17 protein-coding genes and 3 tRNA genes are annotated in these 20,119 nt (G+C 73.8%); 12 read left to right on the top strand and 8 right to left on the bottom strand.

What is annotated here, in order from left to right:
• Positions 1-22: 22 nt before the first annotated feature.
• Positions 23-796, bottom strand: a complete 774-nt coding sequence (locus DSM112329_RS09115; RefSeq protein WP_354701502.1) for a hypothetical protein — start codon at positions 794-796, stop codon at positions 23-25.
• Positions 797-1,031: 235 nt separating this feature from the next.
• Here DSM112329_RS09115 and DSM112329_RS09110 point away from each other — a divergent pair, with 235 nt between their 5' ends.
• The 3 genes from DSM112329_RS09110 to DSM112329_RS09100 are packed head-to-tail and all read left to right on the top strand — an operon-like array spanning position 1,032 to position 4,357.
• Positions 1,032-1,958, top strand: a complete 927-nt coding sequence (locus tag DSM112329_RS09110; RefSeq protein ID WP_354701501.1) for a LysR substrate-binding domain-containing protein — start codon at positions 1,032-1,034, stop codon at positions 1,956-1,958.
• 58 nt (positions 1,959-2,016) lie between these two features.
• A complete protein-coding gene (chrA, locus tag DSM112329_RS09105; protein WP_354701500.1) occupies positions 2,017-3,270 on the top strand; it encodes a chromate efflux transporter in 1,254 nt (417 codons plus the stop codon).
• A gap of 49 nt (positions 3,271-3,319) precedes the next feature.
• Positions 3,320-4,357: a peptidyl-prolyl cis-trans isomerase gene (locus DSM112329_RS09100; protein WP_354701499.1), complete on the top strand. Its 1,038-nt coding sequence runs from the start codon at positions 3,320-3,322 to the stop codon at positions 4,355-4,357.
• Positions 4,358-4,375: 18 nt separating this feature from the next.
• On the opposite strand, the gene DSM112329_RS09095 is transcribed toward DSM112329_RS09100, so the two are convergent.
• Together DSM112329_RS09095 and DSM112329_RS09090 are read right to left on the bottom strand one after the other, a co-directional pair.
• On the bottom strand, positions 4,376-5,632 hold the full coding sequence (locus tag DSM112329_RS09095) for a helix-turn-helix domain-containing protein (RefSeq protein ID WP_354701498.1): 1,257 nt from the start codon (positions 5,630-5,632) through the stop codon (positions 4,376-4,378).
• Positions 5,633-5,664: 32 nt separating this feature from the next.
• Positions 5,665-6,261, bottom strand: a complete 597-nt coding sequence (locus DSM112329_RS09090) for a hypothetical protein (protein WP_354701497.1) — start codon at positions 6,259-6,261, stop codon at positions 5,665-5,667.
• Between the two features lie 64 nt (positions 6,262-6,325).
• Here DSM112329_RS09090 and DSM112329_RS09085 point away from each other — a divergent pair.
• Positions 6,326-6,397 (top strand) — tRNA-Trp (locus DSM112329_RS09085).
• Positions 6,398-6,465: 68 nt separating this feature from the next.
• Positions 6,466-7,503 (top strand): hypothetical protein, encoded by a 1,038-nt coding sequence (locus DSM112329_RS09080; protein WP_354701496.1) that lies wholly within the window; start codon positions 6,466-6,468, stop codon positions 7,501-7,503.
• Here the strand turns inward: DSM112329_RS09080 and DSM112329_RS09075 are convergent.
• Both DSM112329_RS09075 and DSM112329_RS09070 read right to left on the bottom strand, forming a co-directional pair.
• Positions 7,493-8,083, bottom strand: coding sequence for a glutathione S-transferase family protein (locus DSM112329_RS09075; protein WP_354701495.1), 591 nt, complete (start codon positions 8,081-8,083; stop codon positions 7,493-7,495). The two genes, DSM112329_RS09080 and DSM112329_RS09075, sit on opposite strands and share 11 nt — an antisense overlap.
• A gap of 46 nt (positions 8,084-8,129) precedes the next feature.
• Positions 8,130-8,213 (bottom strand) — tRNA-Leu (locus tag DSM112329_RS09070).
• A gap of 62 nt (positions 8,214-8,275) precedes the next feature.
• Between DSM112329_RS09070 and DSM112329_RS09065 the strand changes: the two genes are divergently transcribed.
• From DSM112329_RS09065 to DSM112329_RS09055, 3 genes are all read left to right on the top strand, one after another.
• Positions 8,276-8,755, top strand: a complete 480-nt coding sequence (locus DSM112329_RS09065) for a hypothetical protein (RefSeq protein WP_354701494.1) — start codon at positions 8,276-8,278, stop codon at positions 8,753-8,755.
• Positions 8,756-8,792: 37 nt separating this feature from the next.
• The gene (locus DSM112329_RS09060; RefSeq protein WP_354701493.1) at positions 8,793-9,548 is read left to right on the top strand and encodes a DNA polymerase ligase N-terminal domain-containing protein; all 756 of its coding nucleotides are present in this window, start codon (positions 8,793-8,795) and stop codon (positions 9,546-9,548) included.
• A gap of 66 nt (positions 9,549-9,614) precedes the next feature.
• Positions 9,615-9,697: transfer RNA gene (locus tag DSM112329_RS09055), tRNA-Leu, on the top strand.
• Positions 9,698-9,848: 151 nt separating this feature from the next.
• On the opposite strand, the gene DSM112329_RS09050 is transcribed toward DSM112329_RS09055, so the two are convergent.
• The 3 genes from DSM112329_RS09050 to DSM112329_RS09040 form a co-directional block, all read right to left on the bottom strand.
• Entirely contained in the window at positions 9,849-12,452 is a 2,604-nt protein-coding gene (locus tag DSM112329_RS09050; RefSeq protein WP_354701492.1) for a WD40 repeat domain-containing protein, read from the bottom strand.
• Positions 12,453-12,736: 284 nt separating this feature from the next.
• A complete protein-coding gene (locus DSM112329_RS09045; protein ID WP_354701491.1) occupies positions 12,737-13,591 on the bottom strand; it encodes an inositol monophosphatase family protein in 855 nt (284 codons plus the stop codon).
• A complete protein-coding gene (locus DSM112329_RS09040) occupies positions 13,588-14,982 on the bottom strand; it encodes an amidase (protein ID WP_354701490.1) in 1,395 nt (464 codons plus the stop codon). Before DSM112329_RS09040 ends, DSM112329_RS09045 begins: the two co-directional genes overlap by 4 nt.
• A gap of 69 nt (positions 14,983-15,051) precedes the next feature.
• Here DSM112329_RS09040 and DSM112329_RS09035 point away from each other — a divergent pair, with 69 nt between their 5' ends.
• The 4 genes from DSM112329_RS09035 to DSM112329_RS09020 all read left to right on the top strand — a co-directional run bounded on the left by DSM112329_RS09035 (position 15,052) and on the right by DSM112329_RS09020 (position 20,105).
• Positions 15,052-16,263, top strand: a complete 1,212-nt coding sequence (locus DSM112329_RS09035; RefSeq protein ID WP_354701489.1) for a hypothetical protein — start codon at positions 15,052-15,054, stop codon at positions 16,261-16,263.
• A gap of 94 nt (positions 16,264-16,357) precedes the next feature.
• Positions 16,358-17,191, top strand: a complete 834-nt coding sequence (locus DSM112329_RS09030; protein ID WP_354701488.1) for a hypothetical protein — start codon at positions 16,358-16,360, stop codon at positions 17,189-17,191.
• A gap of 82 nt (positions 17,192-17,273) precedes the next feature.
• A complete protein-coding gene (locus DSM112329_RS09025) occupies positions 17,274-18,074 on the top strand; it encodes an RDD family protein (protein WP_354701487.1) in 801 nt (266 codons plus the stop codon).
• 42 nt (positions 18,075-18,116) lie between these two features.
• On the top strand, positions 18,117-20,105 hold the full coding sequence (locus DSM112329_RS09020; protein WP_354701486.1) for an acetoacetate--CoA ligase: 1,989 nt from the start codon (positions 18,117-18,119) through the stop codon (positions 20,103-20,105).
• Positions 20,106-20,119 lie beyond the last annotated feature (14 nt).

The raw sequence follows: 20,119 nt of genomic DNA, 5'->3' as shown, positions 1-20,119 counted from the left end.
CCCGGGACCGGCCGCCAGGCGGTCAGGCGCGGGCGTGCCCAACGCCGTCGGCCCACCCGAGCGCGGCGCCCGCCAGCAGCAGCAGCGCGTTCTCCAGGTCGTCCTGGTCACCCGACGCGCGGGCGGCCGCAACGCCCCGGACGGCGTCGGCGAGGGCCTTCGGGCCAGGGGACGCGTCCGCGTGGGACAGCTGATCGACGAGCGCCAGCCGATTGCGCCGGCGACGCTGCACGCGATCGGTGACGGCCTCGGTCTGGGGCCGCGGCTCGAGGCCGGCGGCGCGGACCGCAGAGGTGAGCGTTCCGTAGTGGTGCCGCACGGTGGGCAGGCTCGGCCAGTCGCCGGCGAGGTAACGGTCGGCCCGCCAGGGCTGGCCCGTGCGCCGCGCGCGGTAGGGATCCAGGTCGGTCTGGGCCGGCGGGTCGCCGTAGCGCCGGGTCCACTCACGGATCGCGAGCAGGACCTGCTCGCCGTCGACCAGGTTCGCCTTCGTCCCCCGCGGCTTCGGCGGGACGAGGCCGGCGGCCTCGATCGCGGAGCCCAGCGTCGGGAACTGGCGGCGGACCATCGCCGTCGTCGGCCACGTCCCCGCCTCGAAGCGCTCGGCCTGCTCGGCGTGGCCCTTGCGGCGGGCGCAGGCCGGGTCCCAGTCCAGCCAGGTCGGCGGGTGCCCCTGCTCAGCGTCCCAGCGCCGGATCGCGTCCAGGATCTGCTCGCGGTCGTAGGTCCGGCGCGCGCGGCGCGACCTCGTCCTCGGTGCGGCGCCGGTCCTGCGTGCGAGTTCGAAGGCCGCCATGTTGATCTAGACCCGGTGTAGGCCCCCGCGCAGGGCGGGAGCGGAAGGACAGGAGGTGCCACGCAGGCAGGGGGACATGTGCATGGTGAAAGAGGTGTGGCGCTCCGCCAGATCCGCGGGGTATGAGGCGAACCTGGCGAAGCGCCACGAGAGGAGAGGGATTGCTCATTCAGTCTCCATCGCCGCCATTGAAAAGTCCAAGACACGTTATGGATGAGACTTATAAGCTGAAACAATGGAACTCCGCCAGATGCGATCGCTGGTCGTCCTGGCGGAGGAGCGGCACTTCACGCGCGCGGCCCAGCGCCTCCACATCGCGCAGCCGGCCCTGTCCCAGCAGATCGCCAAGCTCGAGCGCGAGGTCGGCGTCCCGCTCGTCGACCGCACCACCCGCCGGGTCGCGCTCACCGAGGCGGGCGAGGTCCTGCTCGCGCACGCGCGCAGGATGCTCACCGAGGAGGCCGTCGCCCTGGCCGAGCTCGACGACCTCGCCGGCGTGCGGCGCGGCAGCCTGAGCGTCGGCGCCGCGCAGGCGATGGGACCGGTCAACCTCGCGACGCTGCTCGCCGAGTTCCACGGCCGGTACCCGGCGGTCGAGCTCACGGTGCAGGAGTCGCTGTCGATCAGCCTGAACGCCGCGGTCCTGGCCGACGAGCTCGAGCTCGCGTTCGTCACGGCCGTGACCGAGGGGGCGAACATGGAGAGCCACGAGGTCGCCTCGGAGGACCTCGTGCTGATCATGGCGCCGAACCACCGCCTGGCCCACCGTCCGGCGATCTCGCTCGCGTCGCTGCGCGACGAGTCGTTCGTGATGTTCGCCGGCAGCGCGACCATCCGCCGGCAGGTCGAGAGCCTCGCCCAGGCGTACGGCTTCGTCCCGCAGGTCGGCTTCCAGACCAGCGACATCACGCGCATCCGCTCGCTCGTCGCCGCGGGTCTCGGGGTCGCCGTCGTCCCGCGGTCGGACGCCGAGGCACGGGGGCCGCAGGTGCGCACCGCCCAGATCGCCGACCGCGCCCTGGTCCACCGGGTCCACCTCTGCTGGCGGCGCGGCCGCCGGCACTCGCCCGCGGCGCAGGCGTTCATCGACCTGACGCTCGAACGGCGCCAGGTCGTCGCCGACTCCCCGGCGACGATCGCCGCGGTGGCCGCTGAGCTCTGACCTCACGTTGACACGGCGTTCACGCCATCGCGCGGGGCCGCCGGTACGGTCGCAACCGATGGCCGCGGAGCCCGCCACCGAGCCCGTGTCGCCCGCGACCGCCACGCCGCCCGCGCCTGTCGACCTGACCACCGTCGCCCGTGAATGGACGCGCATCGGCTGCGTCGGCTTCGGCGGACCGCCCGCGCACATCGTCCTGCTGCGGGAGCTGTGCGTCGCCCGGCGCGGCTGGATGACCGCCCAGGAGTTCGAGGACGCGGTCGCGACGACGAACCTGCTCCCCGGCCCCGGTTCGACGCAGATGGCGCTGTTCTGCGCCTGGTGGGTCGCCGGCATCCGCGGCGCGCTTGTCGGCGGCGCCGGGTTCATCCTGCCCGGCCTGGCCGCCATCCTGCTGCTGGCCGTGGTGTTCCTGGCGGGCGCGCCGCCGGACTGGATCCGCGGTGCGGGGGCGGGCGCCGGCGCGGCCGTCGCCGCCGTGGCGGTGCAGGCGGCGTGGACGCTGCTGCGGCCCGGCTGGATGCGGGTCCGCGGCCCGGCGCGCGCACGCTGGCTGGGCTACCTCGGCGCCGGCGCGGTCGCGGCCGCCGCGGCCGGCCCGTGGACCGTCGTCTTCCTGCTGGCGTGCGGCGCCGTCGAGCTCGCGTTCCGAGCCGGCTCGCGCCCGGGCGACCCGCCGGGCCCGGCGCCGGTGGTGTCCCGTTCGTCCTCCACCGGAGCCGCCGTCCACGGGTGGCCGCTGCTCCCCGCCGTCATCGCCGCCGTCACCGCGTCTGGCGGCCTGCTCGCGGTGGCGTGGGTCGCCTTCAAGGTCGGCGCGCTGTCGTACGGCGGGGGGTTCGTCGTCATCCCGCTGATGCAGGCCGACGCGGTCGGCCACCACCACTGGATGACCGAGACGCAGTTCTCGAGCGCCGTCGCACTGGGCCAGGTGACGCCCGGACCGGTGACCCACACCGTCGCCGCCGTGGGCTACGCGGCGCACGGCCTCGTCGGCGCGCTGGTGGCCGCGGTCGTCGCCTTCACGCCGTCGTTCTCGTTCATCGTGCTCGGCGCAGGGCGGTTCGACCGCCTGCGCGCCGACCAGCGCGTGCGCGCCTTCTTGGACGGGGCCGGTCCGGCCGCGATCGGCGCGATCCTCGGGGCGGTCGTGCCCCTCGTCGCGGCCCTCCAGGAGACGTGGCAGTTGCCGGTCCTGGCGGGGGCGGCGGTCGTCCTGCTGCTCGCCGGCAGGGGGGTGGTCCTGACGCTCCTGCTCGCCGGTGGAGCGGGTGCGCTGGTGGGCGTGGGCGGCGGTCCGCTGCCGACGTGAGGACCGTGGGACTTCGGCATTTCTTCGCCGAGCCGTCTAGCCTCGAGGTATGAACGGGTTGATCGACGGCGCGGATCGCGTCTTCTGGTGGTTGAAGCAGCGTCCGGCCGCGGCGGGCGGAATCGGCGTCGTGATCGTGGGCGTGATCGTCGCGCTCCTGGTCCTGGGCGGCGACGAGAAGAGCGGTAAGGCGATCCCGGACAGCGCCGTCGCGGCCGTCGCGGGCAAGCCGATCACCAACGCATCACTCGCGCACTGGGTCTCGGTCTACACGTCGGCGAACACCGGCGCCGCCAAGCCGACCACCGCGCAGGCGCGGACCGCCGCGTTCGAGCTCCTCGCCGGGTCGGCATGGATCGAGAAGGAGGCCGAGCGCCAGAAGGTCGTGGTGACCCCCGCGGAGGCCTCGAAGGCCACGAACGACTACCTCACCCAGGCTGCGACGAGCACGAAGCTCAGCCGCGCCGCGCTGCTGAAGCAGCTGGGTACCAACCTGACCGACCTGAACTTCCAGCAGCGCGTCTCGCTGCTCGCCGGCAAGCTGCAGGAGAAGATCGTCAAGGCGCTGCCCGCCCCGACCGCCGCCGCGATCAGCAAGGCCTACACCGAGGACGCGCAGCTCTGGGCCAAGCCCTCGCAGCGGACCGTCGACGTGATCATCGCCGAGACCCAGGCCAAGGCCAACGCGGCCCGTCAGGCGCTGGCCAACGGGTCGACGTTCGCGGAGGTCAACCAGAAGTACTCGAGCAACTCCACGCTCTCCGGAAGCGGCGGCGCGATCCAGGACCTCACGCCGGGCAGCACCGACCCGGAGGTCGAGCGGCCGATCTTCTCCGCCGTCGAGGGCCGCCTCACCGGGCCGGTCAAGGCGGGCACCGGCTTCATGGTGTTCAAGGTCAGCAAGGTCACCGCGCAGCCCGAGCAGACGCTGGCCCAGGCCACGCCGAAGATCAAGGCGAACCTGACCGCCATCGCGCAGAACAAGGCGACGAACGGGTTCCTCACGGAGCTGCGCAAGCGCTGGAAGCCGCAGACGAAGTGCCGCTCGACGATCACGAGCGCCGAGTACTGCGGAGCGTCCGCCTAGCCGCACCCTGCGGCAGGTTCAGACCGGCGCGCCGACCACGCGCGTGAGCGCCAGCGCGACCTGCGTCTCGACGGAGCGGACGTCCGGGTCGCGCCCCAGCAGCTCGGCCGCCTGCTTGACGCGGTAGACCACGGTGTTCTGGTGGATGCCGAGGCGGCGCGCGGTGCGGACCGGGCTCTTGCCCTCCTCGAGGAAGACCCGCAGCGTGGCGGCGAGGCGGACGGTGGTGTCGTCCGTCCCTGCCAGCCCGCCCAGCTCGCGCGCGACGAACGCCCGCGCGTGGTCGAGGTCCTGCGTCATGAGCGCCGCGAGCGCCACGCCCTCGTAGGAGGTGACGGTCCCGGGGCGGCGCTCCATCAGCGTCGCGACCCGCCGGGCGTGCAGCGCTTCGGCGTGGCTCGAGCGGAAGCCACCCGGGCCGTGGCCGGCGGTGCCGATGGCGGCACGCACGCCTGACCCCGCCGCCACCTGCAGCGCGCGCGACTGGAGGATCGCCGGCGCCACGCCGGCCGCCTCGCCGCCGATCCAGCCGGCGAGCAGGCGCCGGCCGAGCGGGATCGCCAGGACGTCGGTGGTGGCCGCCCGCTGCGTCAGCTCGTGGGCCGCATGCTCGAGCGCGGCGCGGAGGGCGGCCGACTCCCCCGCGTCGCTCCAGACCACGAACGCCAGCTGCGGGCGGTCGAGGGCATGGCCGAGGCGCGACTCGGCGTCCGCGATGTCGACCGGCTCGCCCGCGAGCAGGGCGTGCACGATGTCCGACCGCATCGCCTCGGAGCTGCGCACCCAGCGTGCCCGCTCCTCCGCGTAGATGCGCGCGATCGCGTCGCTGATGCGGTCGATGTAGACGTGGGTGTGGCGCTGGATCTCGACCAGGGCCTCGAGCCGCAGCTCGGCGGACGCGGTGCTGACGAGCAGCCGGTCGGTGATCTCGCGCTGGAACTCCTCCTGCCCGATGCGGTACTTGCGCAGCAGGAGCGGCAGGCCCACCCCGCGGCGCGCGTACTCGCGCGTGTAGGCGGCGGCTGCGGCCGGCGGCTGGACGTCGTCCGTCGCCCGGCCCTCCCGCAGGCGCGCGAGCAGCACCTCGAGGTTCTGATGGGTGCTCGTGAAGGTGACGGCGACGGTCTCCGCGTCGCCACCGAGCTCCGGCAGCTCCTTGTTGACCCGGCGCGTGATCGTCCCGGCGAGCGTGTCGATGTCGGCGAGCGCGCCACCGCACACGTCGCGCACGATCTCCGCGGCGGTCTCGGAGGTCGTCGGGATCGTGATCGCCATGTCGCGACACTAACCGAGCGCGCTGCGAGTGCTCACCGCTTCGGCCCGATGAACGCATCGAGGATCGCGACCGAGTCGCGGTGGGCGACGGAGATGTTGCGCCGGTTGCTCTGGGTCCAGCGCACGCCGAGCCGCTCGCACGTCTGGCAGAAGAGCCCACGGATGTCGGCCGACTCGTTGGAGAAGAAGTAGCGCGGGTACGCGTACTCCGCGACACGGCCGGACGGCAGGGCGGTGGTGAAGCGGTTGATGGTGCGGCAGCCGTCGGACTGGACGAGACCGAGGAGGAACGCCTCGGGGTGGCGGTCGACGATGCGCTGCTGCCACGGCTCCAGGACGATCGGCCGCTCGTGCTTGCGGCCGGGGCCGTGCTGGGGGAAGAGCGCAGGCCAGCCCTTCCAAGCGAGTTTCAGGATCGTGACCCGCCAGCCTTCTCGCGTGTAGTACTGCGGGGATCGGCCGGCGACCGCCTTGATCGATGCGTCAGCCTCAGCGATCAGCTGCGGGTAGATCGCATCGAAGTGAAACGCCAGTTGAGGTCCGCGGGCCGCGGTGTTGAGGTGGCCGTCGCCGAGGTAGAGCCCGAAGAGGTGAGCGTACGCCTGAGAGTCAGCGAGCCTCGGAGACACGAACACATGTTTGCATCGCGGCCGGACGGCGCAGCCAACGAATGGGTATGCTCTGGCTCCTTCTGGGGGAATGAGTTAACGGTTATTCGCGCGGTCTCCAAAACCGTGAATCTGGGTTCGAATCCCAGTTCCCCCGCCTCGTCGGACGACTGTGACCCCGCCACATGGCGCTGCGCGGCCCCACTTGATCTAGTGGCTCCAGACATGCCGGACGACCCCGCCCAGCCGCCCGAGCGGTCAGCGCTCCTCGACGTGCTCTGGGCCGAGCTCGGCCCGACCGCGCCCGACGCGGCCGCCGACACCCGGCTGACCGCGACGCGCTTCTTCCGCACGCGTCGCAGCCGCCGCCGCGCAGGCGAGGCCGGCGACTACGAGCTCGCCCCCGGTGTCATCGCGCTGTTCGAGCTGATCGCGGTCGAGGCCTCGGACCTGCAGCAGCTGTCGCCGGACATCAAGGAGTTCCTGACCGCACCGGGGATGGCCGACATCGACCGCGCGTCGTTCCCGACGGTGTTCCAGGCCTACGTCCGGGCCATCGGTCGCATCGCCGCCGCGGAGGCCGGCGTCGCCCGCGCCGTGATGGAGCGGACCCCGGTGGAGGACCGGCCGCGCGTCCTGGCCGACACCATCAAGCGGCTGCTGCCGATCTCCTCGCGGGGCTTCGACGTCGTCCACCGCGTGCTGTTGCTCGACGCGGTGGCGGACGAGCTGGCGGGGATGGACGAGCCCGACACCGACCCGGACACGATGGCGATCGCGATGGTCGACCTCGTGGGGTCGACCGAGTACCTGAAGGTGAACACCCCGGCCGAGCTCGAGCGCCTGGTCGACGCGCTCTTCGAGGCAGGTCAGGCGGCGACGGCCCACCGGCACACGCACGTCCTGAAGTACGTCGGCGACGGGCTCTTCATCACCGGCCGGGACGTCGGCGAGCTGGCCGAGACCGCTCTGGACGTCATCGATCGGCTCGAGCGCGAGCTGCCGCTGCGCGCTCGCGGCGGCCTGGCGTGGGGCCCCGTCGTCCAGCGCGCCGGTGACCTCTTCGGGCTGCCGATCAACGTCGCGCACATCGCGACGAAGTCCGCCCAGCCGGGCATGCTGCTCGCCACCGCAGAAGCGGCGGCGCGGCTGCCGGCGGCGTCGCGCGGGCGCTACCGCACCGTCGAGCTCGCGCACCCCGCCCTCGGCGCGACCCGGGTGGCGACCGTGCGCCGGCCGGCCGCCCCGCCCGCTACTCCCTGATCGCCTCGGCGCGGACGTTCGCGGGCCGGACCTGCGCGCGCTCGGCGTAGTCGCGCAGTGGTCCGTCCTCGTCCAGCAGGTCGCGGCGGAAGGCCGTGCCGATCAGGCTCCCGCACAGGACGTCGGCGACCGTGAAGGCGTCCCCCACGAGCCACGGCCGGCCGTCGCCGAGCGCCTCACGCAGGACGCCCGCGATCTGCCCGAACTTCGCCGTTGGCTCGCTGTCGTCGTCCCCGGTGCGCCGGGCCCGCCGCAGCGTCAGCAGGCTCCCCTCCACCTCGGCCATCGCGAAGAGCGACCACTGATACGTCAGCGCACGCTCGGCGGTGCCGACCGGCGGGACGAGGCCGGACTCCGGATACAGGTCGCCGAGGTGCAGGCAGATCGCCGCGGACTCGAACACGTGCTGCCCGTCGTCCAGTTCGAGCACCGGCACGCGGCCGAGCGGATGGCGACGCCGGTGGGCCTCCGACGCCTTGTCCTCGCGGCTGATGATCGTGAGCTCGTACGGCGCTCCGATCTCCTCGAGCGTCCAGAGCACCCGGGTCGAGCGGGAGCCGGGGCGGTGGTAGAGGCGCATGGGCACGACCCTAGTGGCGTCGCGTTGCATGACGAAACTGCCGAGGTGCGGGCGGAGGGACTTGAACCCCCACGAGCAAAAGCTCACGAGGACCTAAACCTCGCGCGTCTACCAATTCCGCCACGCCCGCCGGAACCGACGCACAGGATATGTGCTGCACGCCGCTGCTGCTGAAGGTAAGGTCGCGGAGCCATGGCTGCCGAGCGAGACGTCGTCATCGAACACCCCAACCGCGATAAGGCGAGCAGCAAGTCGACGAAGGCCGTCGTCATCCTGCTGCTCCTCGCCTCCGCGGCGCTCGTGGTGATCGTCACCGTCGGCGGCTGGGACGCGACCGCGGGCGCCCAGTTCGTCAGCCTCGCGTTCGCGGCCATCTACCTCGCGATGGCCTTCTACGTCGCGCAGTGGAACCGGGGCGTCCTTCCCGTCTCGGCTGCGCTCGCGATGATCCTCGGCATCTTCGCCGCGGTGTCCGCCCCCGGCTGGTTCGACCGGGACGCGACGGGCTACACCGACCCGGCGATGGGCGCGGACATGCTCGGGCTGCTGACCGCGGTCATCATCCCGGTGCAGGTCCTCCTCATCGCGTTCGCCATGCGCGGGTTCCAGCAGGCCTGGAACATCGAGGTCGAGCGCCTCGCGGACGGCACGACCCGCGTCATGCCCTCCTGAGCAGGATCGAGCGCCCGCTGCGACGTCCCGCCGGCGCATGAGCGACGTCCGTGGCGTGCGGGCGACGGTCAGCGGCGTCGTCACCGGCGTCGGCTTCCGGCAGGCGACGGTCGAGCGCGCCCTCGCGCTCGGCGTCCTCGGCTGGGTCCGCAACGCGGACGACGGCACGGTCGAGGTCCACGCCGAGGGCCTGCCGGACGCGGTCGACTCGCTCGTCGCGTTCCTGGACGACGGCCCCGCGGCAGCCCGGGTCCGGGCGGTGGACGCCGCACCCCACAAGGTCGAGGGCCACGAGCAGTTCGCGATCCGGGGTGTCCCCGCGGGGGTCTTCGTGGTCCAGGAGCACGCCGCGACCGCGCGGCACTTCGACCTGCGCCTGGAAGTGGACGGGGTGATGCGCTCGTGGGCGGTGCCGAAGGGACCGTCGCTGGACCCGGCGACCAAGCGGATGGCGATCGAGGTCGAAGACCACGGACTGGCGCACAACGACGTCGAGGGCCCGCTGGGCGACGGCGCCGTCATCGTCTGGGACCGCGGCGTCTACGAGCAGGGCGGCCGCGTCCCGTGGCCGGAGGCGCTGCAGCGCGGCCACGCCGTCTTCGTCCTCCACGGCGAGAAGCTGCAGGGCGGGTTCGCGCTGCAGCGCACAGCACGGCCCGCCGCCAAGCCGCAGTGGCTGCTGATCAAGCGCCGGGACGACGCGGCGCGACCGGGGTCGGACATCGCCGCCGAGCGGCCCGAGTCGGTCAAGAGCGGCCGGACGCTCGACGAGCTGCTCGCGGACGGCCGCTGACGACGAGGTCGCACGCAGGCCGCGATCCCGTCAGACTTCGCGGTCGCACCGCGCCGCAGCGGTCGCGCCCGGATGGTGGAACGGTATACACGGCGGCCTCAAAAGCCGCTGCCTTTACGGGCTTGTGGGTTCGAATCCCACTCCGGGTACTGCGAGACACGCTGCGAAGAACCGACGAGAGACCGCAGAAGCCGTGTCGCAGCGGCGCAGGGCGACCGTCCGCATCGTGGTCCTGGGCCACGCCGCGACTGCCGCCGGCCGGTGTTGGCGGCTGCGATGCGGTGCCCGGTCTGGGCGGACCTACGCGGTTCCGACCACCGTGTAGTCGACGCTGACCGGGGTCGCTGCCTGCCCGAACGAGTCCACCGCGGTCACGGTGAGGAGGAACCTGCCCTCATCGGCGGCGAGATCGTCTCCGAGCATCACGGTCTGCGGGGGGAACCCTGTCATGGGGATGCCGGTTATCTCGTCGAGCCGGGTCTTCGTCGCAGACGCCGCGCAGGTGACCTGCACCACGCCCGTAGTGCAGCTGAACTGGACCGGAGTCGGAGGGTCGGTGCCGAATGTCTGGCTGTAAGGACTGTCATCCACGTCCGGCTGAGCGATGCTCACCGTCGGCGGGCCGACGACCGTGTAGCTGCGGGTCACTCTGGCGGTCTGTCCGAGGTCATCTGTGGCCGTGACCGTGAACGACCGGGTGCCGGGGGTCGCGGTGTTTACCGCCGCTCCGTCGGGGACCGTCCCGGTGCAGCTGATGAGCGTGCCGGCGGTTCCGGCGAAGCAGTCGTAGTCGGCGGTGACCGTTGCCCCGAGCGGGTAGATCGCGCCGCTCGGCGGGGTGGTGAGCGTGGCCGATGGCGCGCCGACCACGGTGTAGGTCCGGTTGAGCGTCGTCGTCTGCCCGAGGTCGTCGGTCGCCGTGACGCGCAGCGTGTGGCTGCCGACGGTGCTCGTGTCCACGCGGGCTCCGTCGGCCACCGTCCCGACGCAGCCGCCGTTGGTCGCCAGCCGGCCGGAGGCCGCTGCGAAGCAGTCGTAGTCAGCGGTGACGACTTCGCCGCGGGTGTAGCGAGCGCCGACCAGTGGGGTGGTAATCGTCACGGTCGGCGGAGGGACCACGACGTAGCTGTGCGTGACGGTGGCGGCTGTAGCAAGAGTGGTGGACGCGGTCACCGTGAACGTCTTCGTGCCTGCGGTCGCCGTGTCGATCGCCGCGCCGGCGGGGACGGTTCCCGCGCAGCCCTCGGCTCCGGGCTTCAGCAGCCCGCCGCCGCCGGGCACCGCGCAGGCGAACGCGGCGCGCACGTCCGCGCCGAGGGCGTACCGTGCGCCGTTCGCAGGGGTGGTGAGGGTGACCGTGGGTGCAGGGGGCGGGTCGGGCGGCACCGGGACCCCGGTCCCGGACGACCCGCCGCTGCCGCCTTCGCCCGTCCCGACCCCCCCGCCGCCTCCGGAGCCGCCAGAGCCGATCACGAGGCCGCCGGCCCCGCCCTTGCCGCCCGTCCCTCCGGCCGCCGACCCGACGATCACGATCGTGAAGCTGAAGGTCTTGCGGACGGTGGTGCCCTGGAGGAGCCGGCCGGTGACCTTGTAGGTGCCGGCCTGCCTCGGCGTGCCGATGATCCTGATGGTGGCGCCGCCGGCCGGCGTGTCCGCCAGCGAGAGCCCCGGCGGGAGGTTCATGCTCCACGTGCACTTGGCGGCGGTGGTGCAGGCGACCCCGGTCGCCACCTGCCCGGCGCGGAACTCCGCGACGCCGTAGCGGATGCCGACCTCACCGGGCGGGACGACGGTGTCGCGCGGACCGACGCGGAACGTGACGATCGCGCTGGCCTGGGCCTGATCGTCCGGTAGCGGCTTGAAGTTGCCCACCGCGAGCGTCTGCCCGTCCGGGCTGAACGCGAGCCCGGCGCCGCGTGTGCGCCCGAGCTGCGGCTGGATCACTGCTCCCGACGTCACTGTGCCGTCGCGGGCCACGTCACGGACGATGAGCCGTCCCGAAACCGAGGTCGAGGCCACGTATCGGCCGCCCGGGCTGAACGCCGTCTGCCCCGCGCCGAGCGACGTCCCGGTCCCGAGCGGCGCGCCGAAGGCCCCCGCGGCACCGGCGGCGAAGATCGTGAACCGCGAGCGGAAGGTGTCGGCCACCGCGATGAGCGTCCCGGCTGGGTTGTAGGCCATCGCGCCGGCGGTCAGCTTCGGGCTGACCGCGGGCGTGAGCGCGCCGCCGGAGCCGACCGCGAACGTGCGGACGCAGAAGCAATTGTCGACGATGACCTGCAGGAACCGGCCGTCCGGGGTGAAGGTCAACGCCTCCGGAAAGTGGCTGATCTGGTCGTCCAGGCGCGTCGTCGTCCCGCCGGTGATGGCCGTGAGCTTGCCGTCCGACGCCACCCGGAACATCCGCACATAGCGGGCGTTCGTCCCCACCGCGAGCAGGCCGCCACCGGGGCTGAAGGCCACCACGGCCGGCCCGAACGAGCCTGAGGGCGTGGCGACGGGACTGCTGAGCGTGCCGTTGGCGGCGACCCGGTAGGTGAGCACCTTGGCCTCACGCTGCAGTGCGACTGCCAGCAGGCCGCCGCTGGGGCTGAAGTCGATGCCGCTGGGAAGGGCGTCCGTCCCGGCCGCGCGCGTGCCGCCGCTCACCTTCGAGAGCGCTCCACCGGTACTGACGCCAAGTACCGTCACCGTGCTGTCGGCCTGGTTGACGGAGGCGACCAGGCGTCCGTCGGGGCTGAAGTCCAGCCGCTGTGGACCGGCCTTCGAGGCGATGGGGAGCGTCGACGTCCGGGTGACCGTCGCAGCTGACGCAGCCTGGACGTGACCGATCGCGCAGATGGCGGCAGCGGTCGCCGTCAGGAGGCCGGCAAGAGGTCGGCGGATCTTCGTGGCGGTCATCATGAGGTCACCCGGCCGCGGAAGACGCCCACGGTCTCGCCGTCGGCGTTGTCGGTGGAAGGGAAGGCGCTGCCGGCGGCTGACCGGCAGCGGAGGCCCGAGCAGTCCGCGGTACTGGCGAACGACGGTGCTGCCGCGACAGCGCCCACGACGACCGGGACACAGGCGAAGGCACGACGACGGATCCCTGCTGGACGAGCGTTCAAGCGTGGGACATTAGATCCGTCGGTGACCGCTTACATCATCAGAAGTGGTGACATTTAGTCGTCGATGCAGCTAGCTCCCTTTCAGGGGCTTGTGGGTTCGGATCGCACGTCGGGTGCTGCTGAATCCGGTGGCTCCACGCGGGCAACGAGCTCGCCCGCGATCGCCGGCGGCGCGACGAGAATCCCGGACGGCAGGACCGGCCCACCCGCGAGCTCGTGCACCTCCAGGCCCGACGCCGCGCAGAGCAGGACGCCCGCCGCGATGTCCCATGGCTTCACGCCGAACTCGTAGTACGCGTCGAGGCGACCCGACGCACACCAGGCGAGGTCGAGGGCCGCGCTGCCGATGCGGCGCACGTCCCGCACCTCGGGGAGCAGCCCGGCGACGATCGGCGCCTGCGCGGCCCGGATCTCGCGGTCGTAGCCGAAGCCCGTACCCAGCAGCGACTGCCCGAGCTCGCTCACCCCGCGGCCCGCGATCGGCGCCCCGTTGCACGTGGCCGGTGCCCCCGCGGTGACCGGTGAGGCGAACAGCTCGCCGGACAGCGGGTCGAACACGACGCCCGCCAGCCCCTCGCAGGCCACGCTGACGCACCACGCCGACAGGCCGTAGAGGTAGTTGATCGTCCCGTCGAGCGGGTCCACGATCCAGCGCCGGCCGCTGGTCCCGGGCGTGTCGTCGCCCTCCTCCCCCATGACCGCGTCGTCCGGACGCTCCTCGGCGAGGATCGCGCGGATCGCCCGCTCGGCGGCCATGTCGGCCTCGGAGACGAGGTCGGTCGACGTGGACTTCGAGTAGACCTGCCCGATCGCGTCGGCCCCGCCGGCGAAGCGCTCGAGCAGCATGGCGCCGGCGGCGCGCGCGGCCCGCTCGGCGGTCCCGAGCAGCGCCTCGGCGTCGGCGGGCGGCGGGCCGATGACCAGCGGGCGGCTCATGCGACCACCGGCCGGCGGGCTGCCCAGGGCCGCGCGGTCTCGAGCTGCGTGCTCAGGGCGAGCAGCGTCGCCTCGTCGGCCGGGCGGCCGACCAGCTGGATCGACAGCGGAAGGCCGTCGTCGTCGAGCGCCCACGGGACGACCGCCGCCGGCTGGCCCGTGACGTTGAAGACCGCCTGGAACGGGACACGGCTCGCGACCGCCAGCAGCGTCGCGAGGGCGCTGCGCCGCTGGTAGGCGCCGACCCGCGACGGGCCGCTCGCGGTCCCGGGCGTGATGACGACGTCGACGTCGTCGAAGATCGACATCACCCGGGCGCTGAACGCCGCCTCCCCGGCGCGGACGGCGGCGATGCGGCGGTCGGACACGAGGCCGCCGATCCGGGCCATGCCGCGGGTGCGGGCCTCCAGGCGCTCGGGGTGCGGCATGGTCCGCACGTCGTCGCTTATGCCGCGGAAGTAGCGCGGCATGAAGTGCGCGCCGCTGCCGGTGAGCGGGTAGTCGGGGTCGCGGGCGACGACCTCGTGGCCCAGCTCGCGGAGCAGCACCCCGGCCTCGTCGAGGGCGGCGCGCTGCGCCTTGCCCACACGGGCGACGAGCCCCGGCGGCACCTTCGTGCTGAGCGCGATCCGCAGCCGCCCGGGGTCGCGGCGCGCTGCCGCCACGAAGCCGCCCTCGGGGACGGGCAGGGCGTCGCTCGTCGCGTCCAGGAACAGGGCCGCGTCCTCGACCGTGCGGCTCAGCGGCCCGTTGACGCTCAGCCCCTGCCAGGCGTCGTCGTGCGGGGCCATCGGCACGCGGTCGCGCTGCGGCTTGATGCCGAACAGGCCGCACCAGGACGCCGGAATGCGGATCGAGCCGCCGCCGTCCGAGCCGAGGGCGATCGCCGCCAGCCCGGCGGCGACCGCGGCCCCCGTCCCGCCGCTCGACCCGCCCGGCGTCCGCGACGGATCCCACGGGTTGCGCGTGGCGCCGAAGGTCAGCGTCTCGGTGAACGGCCAGATCGTCATCTCCGGCACGCTCGTCTTGCCGATGATCACCGCGCCGGCGTCGCGCAGCCGGCGGACCACCTCGGCGTCGGCGTCCTTCGCGGGGCCGTGGGCGCTCGTGCCCCATGCGGTGACCTGGCCCGCGACGTCGACGTCGTCCTTGATCGCCACCGGCACGCCCAGGAACGGCAGGCGCTCCCCGGCGTCCAGCTTCACCTGCGCGGCGTCCGCGGCTGCGCGTGCCTCGTCGGCGAGCACCACGCGGAACGCGTTCAGCGTCGGGTCCAGGCGGGCGATGCGCTCCAGGTGGAGCTCCAGCAGCGCCGGGGCCGTGATGGCGCCGGCGGCGAGCATCCGCGTCTGCTCTGCCGCGCCCGCGAAGGCGACGTCGGTGGGATCCATGCGGCTGAGTCTATGAACGGGCCGGCGCCCGGCGGCGCCGCCCCCACCCGGCGGGTACCGTGCGGCGTCTTGGCCGCCTCCATCGATCCGCTCGCGCTGCTGCGCCGCCAGGCCGCCGTCACCGGCCGCGGAGCGTGCACGGACGGCGAGCGCATCGCGGCGCGGGACGCCGCGCGTGAGCTGCGGGCGATCGGCCGGCGCGGCGTCCGCACCCAGACGGTGTGGGTCCGGCCCGCCGGACCGCTGGTGGCGGCGCTGCTCGGCCTGGTCGCCGTCGTCGCGAGCGTCGTCGCGGTCGACCATCCGCGGACCGGTGCGATCGCCGCCCTCGCGGCGCTGGTGCTGCTGATCGGGGACCTCTCCGGCCGCGCACCGCTCGTGCGTCGCCTGACCTACGCGCGCGCGACGCAGAACGTCATCTCCACCGGCGGGCGTCCGGACGCCCCGGTCCGCCTGATCGTGACCGCCGCGCTCGACACGCCGCGCGGCGGCATCCTGGACAGCGGCGGGGCGACGGCACGCGCGGTCGCAAGGCTGCGGGCCGGGCTCGGCGGGCACCTCCCCGGCCGTCACGGGGCGCTCCTGCTGGGCGTGGCCGGCCTCGCGGCCGGATGCGTCGCCCGCGAGCGCGGGGCCGAGGCCGCGTGGCTGGACGTCGCGCAGCTGCTGCCGACCGTCGCCCTGCTCGCGCTCACCGGCCTGCTCGCGGACGCGGGGCTGACCCGCGCAGGACGACACGGAGCGGGCGCCAACGCCGCGGCTGCAGCCGTCGCGCTTGGGCTGGTCGCGGCGCTCGACCGGCGGCCGCCGCGCGCGCTCGCGGTCGACCTCGTCCTCGCCGGCGCCGGTGAGGCGGACGCGGCCGGCCTGCAGCGCTGGATCGCCGCGCAGCGCCGCGAGGGCATGCAGGCGCGGGACGTCGCCGTGCTGCACATCGCTGCGTGCGGACACGGTCGGCCGGTCTGGTGGACCCGCGAGGGCTCCGTCGTCCCGCTGGCCTACCACCCGCAGCTCACGGCGATCGCCGCGCGCGCGGCGACCCGCGAGCGGCACCTCGGGGCGCGGCCGCACCAGTCCCGCCGGACCACCGGCGGCCGGGTCGCACGGGCGGCCGGCTGGCCCGCGATCGCCGTCGGCGCCCTCGAGCGCGGCGTCGTCCCGCACGCCGGCCGCGACTCCGACACGCCGGACGCCGTCGACCCGCGGGCGGTCGCCGCCGTCCTCGAGCTGGCGCTCGCGATCGTCGCCGGCCTCGACGCGGAGATCACGGGCCGGGCCTGACCGCCACCGGTCCACCGGTGATCGAGTGCTGACGACCTCCGTCCGCGCGGCCTCGTGGAAACGCCCCGCCCTGCCGATCGATCGGTCAGCCCCCATGACCTCCCGCCACCTCCTCCCCGCGCTTACGACCGTCGCCGTGGCCGCGCTCCTCGCCCCGGTGCCCGCCGTCGCCCGGCCCGACGCCCGGGCGCAGGCGCGCGCCGCCGCCGCCGCCGCGACGCCGGTGAAGCCGGCGGCCACCCCGCGGGCACGGGCCGCAGCGGAGACCGCGACCGCGGGGGCGCGCGCCGCGACCAAGGCCCGGAAAGCCAAGGGGCGCCGCGTCCGGCCCGCCGGCGAGGGCTTTGTGGGTGGCCGGGCCTTCGGCGTCGGCAGCCTCGCCGCCAGAATGGGACTGACCGCCCCCGGCAGCTCGGCCCCGGCCATCGTCCCCGCGGCGACCTCGACGGCGCCGATGATGCCGGTCACGACGACCACACCGCCCGCCGCGCCGGCGCCGCCGGCGACCACGACGGTGCCGGCGACGCCGACCGTCCCGGCGACCACGACGGGCACGACGGGCACGACACCGCCGACGCCCCCCACCGGCACCACGACGCCGACGCTGCCCGACCCCCCCGTCACCCCGTCGCTCGGCATCCAGGTGGACGAGACCCCGACCTACCGGATGCTGCTGTCGCGGACCAGCGTTGTCGCCGGCCCCGTCCGGCTGCAGCTGGTGAACACCGGCGAGGACCCCCACAACGCCCTCGTCGTCCGGACCGACGGCACTGGCGACGCGATCGTCATCCCGCAGACCGATCCCGGCCGGACGGCCTCCAGGTCCGTCACGCTCGGCGCGGGCGACTACCGCCTGTACTGCACGCTCACGACGCCGGTCGTCCACGAGACCGCGGGCATGCGCGCGACGCTGACCGTCACTCCCTGAGCAGCGCGCGCAGCGCCGTCCGGGGCCCGCCCGGCCCCCGAGAGCGACGCATCCGCCCGCCGCACCTGCAAAGGTCCGCGGCGTGAACGAGAAGGCCGGCTGGTGGCCGCGCGCGGGCGCGATGCTGATCGACGCACTGATCCTGACGGCGATCGCCCTGGCCGTGGGGATCACGATGTCCGGTGCCGGCGCCAGCACCGACGACGCGACGATCGCGATCTACGTGGTGGTCTTCCTCGCCTCGGTGACCTACAGCCCGCTCCTGATGGCCCGCAAGGGCGACGCGAACGGCCAGACCGTCGGCAAGCAGGCACTGGGCATCCGCGTCGTCCACTCCGAGGGTGGGGAGATGACCGTGCCCCGCGGCCTCCTGCGTGACGGGCTGGGCAAGTCCGTGCTCGGGATCATCCCCTTCTACACCTTCGTGGACGTGCTCGTGCCGCTGTTCGACGCCGAGAAGCAGGCGCTTCACGACAAGCTCGGCAAGACCTTCGTCGTGCCCGCCGCGACGCTGCCGCACAGCCTCGGCGCGGCGACCGGCGACGCCCCGCCGGCGCACCCGGCCTGGTCGGCGCCGCCGACGTACCCGCGGTCCGGCGCCCCGCTGCCCCCGGCCCCGAACAACGTCCCGCCGCCGCCACCGCCGCCGTCGCGTTCGCCGTCACCGCCGCCGCCGTCGTTCGACAAGTCCCCGGGGCCGTCCCTGGACAAGTCCCCGTCCCCGCCGCCGTCGTTCCAGAAGCCGAGCCCTCCGCCCTCGCCGGCCGGCCCGCCGGACCTGGGCGGCTTCGCCCCTCCGTCCGCGCCGCCGCCCGCCCGCCCGCGCGAGGACGAGGACGAGGACACCCGCGGCCCGTTCGGCCCCTGGTACGACGACGACTGAGCCGGCAGGCCTGCCGGCGCGCGGCGTGACAGAGTCCCCCGCATGACCGAGCCGAGCGCCGCCGTCCGCCTCTGGAGCCCGTCAGCCGAGCGGATCGAGCGCGCGAACATCACCGCCTACGCCGCGTGGCTCGAGCGCGAGAAGGGCGTCGCCACCGACGGCTACGACGCGCTCTGGCGCTGGTCCGTCGAACGGCTCGAGGAGTTCTGGGCCTCGATCTGGGAGTACTACGACGTACGGTCCCCGACGCCGCACACGGCGGTGCTCGCGGACGCGAGCATGCCGGGCGCGCAGTGGTTCCCCGGCGCCCGGGTCAACTACGCCGAGCACCTGTTCCGCGGTCGCGACGACGCGGCGCTGGCGATCCAGCACGCGTCCGAGCTGCGCGAGCTCGGGTCCTGGTCCTGGGGCGAGCTGCGTACCCGGACCGCGGCCGTCGCGGCCGGGCTGCGGACCGCCGGTGTCGGCGAGGGCGACCGCGTCGTCGCCTACATGCCGAACATCCCGGAGACGATCGCCGCGTTCCTGGCCTGCGCCTCCCTCGGCGCCACGTGGTCCTCGTGCTCGCCGGACTTCGGCGCGCGGACCGTGGTGGACCGCTTCGCCCAGATCGAGCCCACCGTCCTGCTGTGCGTGGACGGGTACCGCTACGGCGGCAAGGACTTCGACCGGACCACGGTCATCGCCGGCCTCCAGGCCGAGCTGCCGACGGTCCGCACGACCGTCGTCCTCCCGTACCTGAACGACGAGCCCGACCTGTCGGGGCTTCGCGACGCCGTCCTGTGGGACGACTTCACGGGTCCCGCGGACGCCGAGCTGACGTTCACGCCCGTCGCCTTCGACCACCCGCTGTGGGTCCTCTACAGCTCGGGCACGACCGGCCTGCCGAAGCCGATCGTCCAGTCGCAGGGCGGCATCCTGCTCGAGCAGCTGAAGAAGCTGAACCTGCACCTCGACGCCCACGCCGACGACCGCGTGCTGTGGTTCACGACGACGGGCTGGATGATGTGGAACTTCCTCGTCGGCGTGCTGCTGACGCCCGCATCGATCGTCCTCTACGACGGCAACCCGGGCCACCCGGACCTCGGCGTCCTGTGGGACCTGGCCGAGCGCGCCGGCGTGACCACCTTCGGCACCGGGGCGGCGTTCATCGCCTCCTGCATCAAGGCGGGGACCGAGCCGGCCGACGGGCGCGACCTGAGCCGCCTGACCGCGATCGGCGCCACGGGCTCACCGCTCTCGCCCGAGGGCTTCCGCTGGGTCTACGAGCACGTCGGCGCGGACACGTGGCTGTTCTCGACGTCCGGCGGCACGGACGTCTGCACCGCCTTCGTGGGCGGCGTCCCCACCGAGCCCGTCTACCTCGGCGAGCTGCAGAGCCGCTCGCTGGGCTGCGACGTGCAGGCGTGGGACGAGGACGGCAGCGAGCTGCCGGCGGGGGCCGTCGGCGAGCTCGTGCTCACGCAGCCGATGCCGTCGATGCCGGTGTTCTTCTGGGGCGACGAGGACGGCAGCCGCTACCACGACAGCTACTTCGCGATGTACCCCGGGATCTGGCGCCACGGCGACTGGATCGAGTTCTCCGACCGGGGGACGGCGGTCATCCACGGCCGCAGCGACTCGACGATCAACCGCGGCGGCATCCGGATGGGGACCGCCGAGATCTACGCCGCCGTGCTGGCGATCGACGAGATCCTGGACGCCCTCATCGTCGACGTGCCGAAGGCCGGGACCGAGGGGGTCATGCCGCTGTTCGTCGTGCTGCGGGAGGGCACGGAGCTGGACGACGACCTGGTCCGCCGGATCGCCCGCCGGGTGCGCGAGGACTGCTCCCCGCGACACGTCCCCGACGTCGTCGAGGTCGTCGCGCAGATCCCGCGCACGCTCAGCGGCAAGGTGCTCGAGGTGCCGGTGAAGCGCATCCTGATGGGCCAGCCGGCCGACAAGGCCGCGTCACGGGACAGCCTGGCCGACCCGTCGTCGCTCGACTGGTTCGTCGACTACGCCGCGCGGCCGGACAGCGGCGGCTGAACACCGACTCCGGG

It is taken from the genome of Paraconexibacter sp. AEG42_29 (genome assembly GCF_040581415.1).
Classification (GTDB): Bacteria; Actinomycetota; Thermoleophilia; order Solirubrobacterales; family Solirubrobacteraceae; genus Paraconexibacter.
This window is presented reverse-complemented; position numbering and strand designations above follow the sequence as displayed.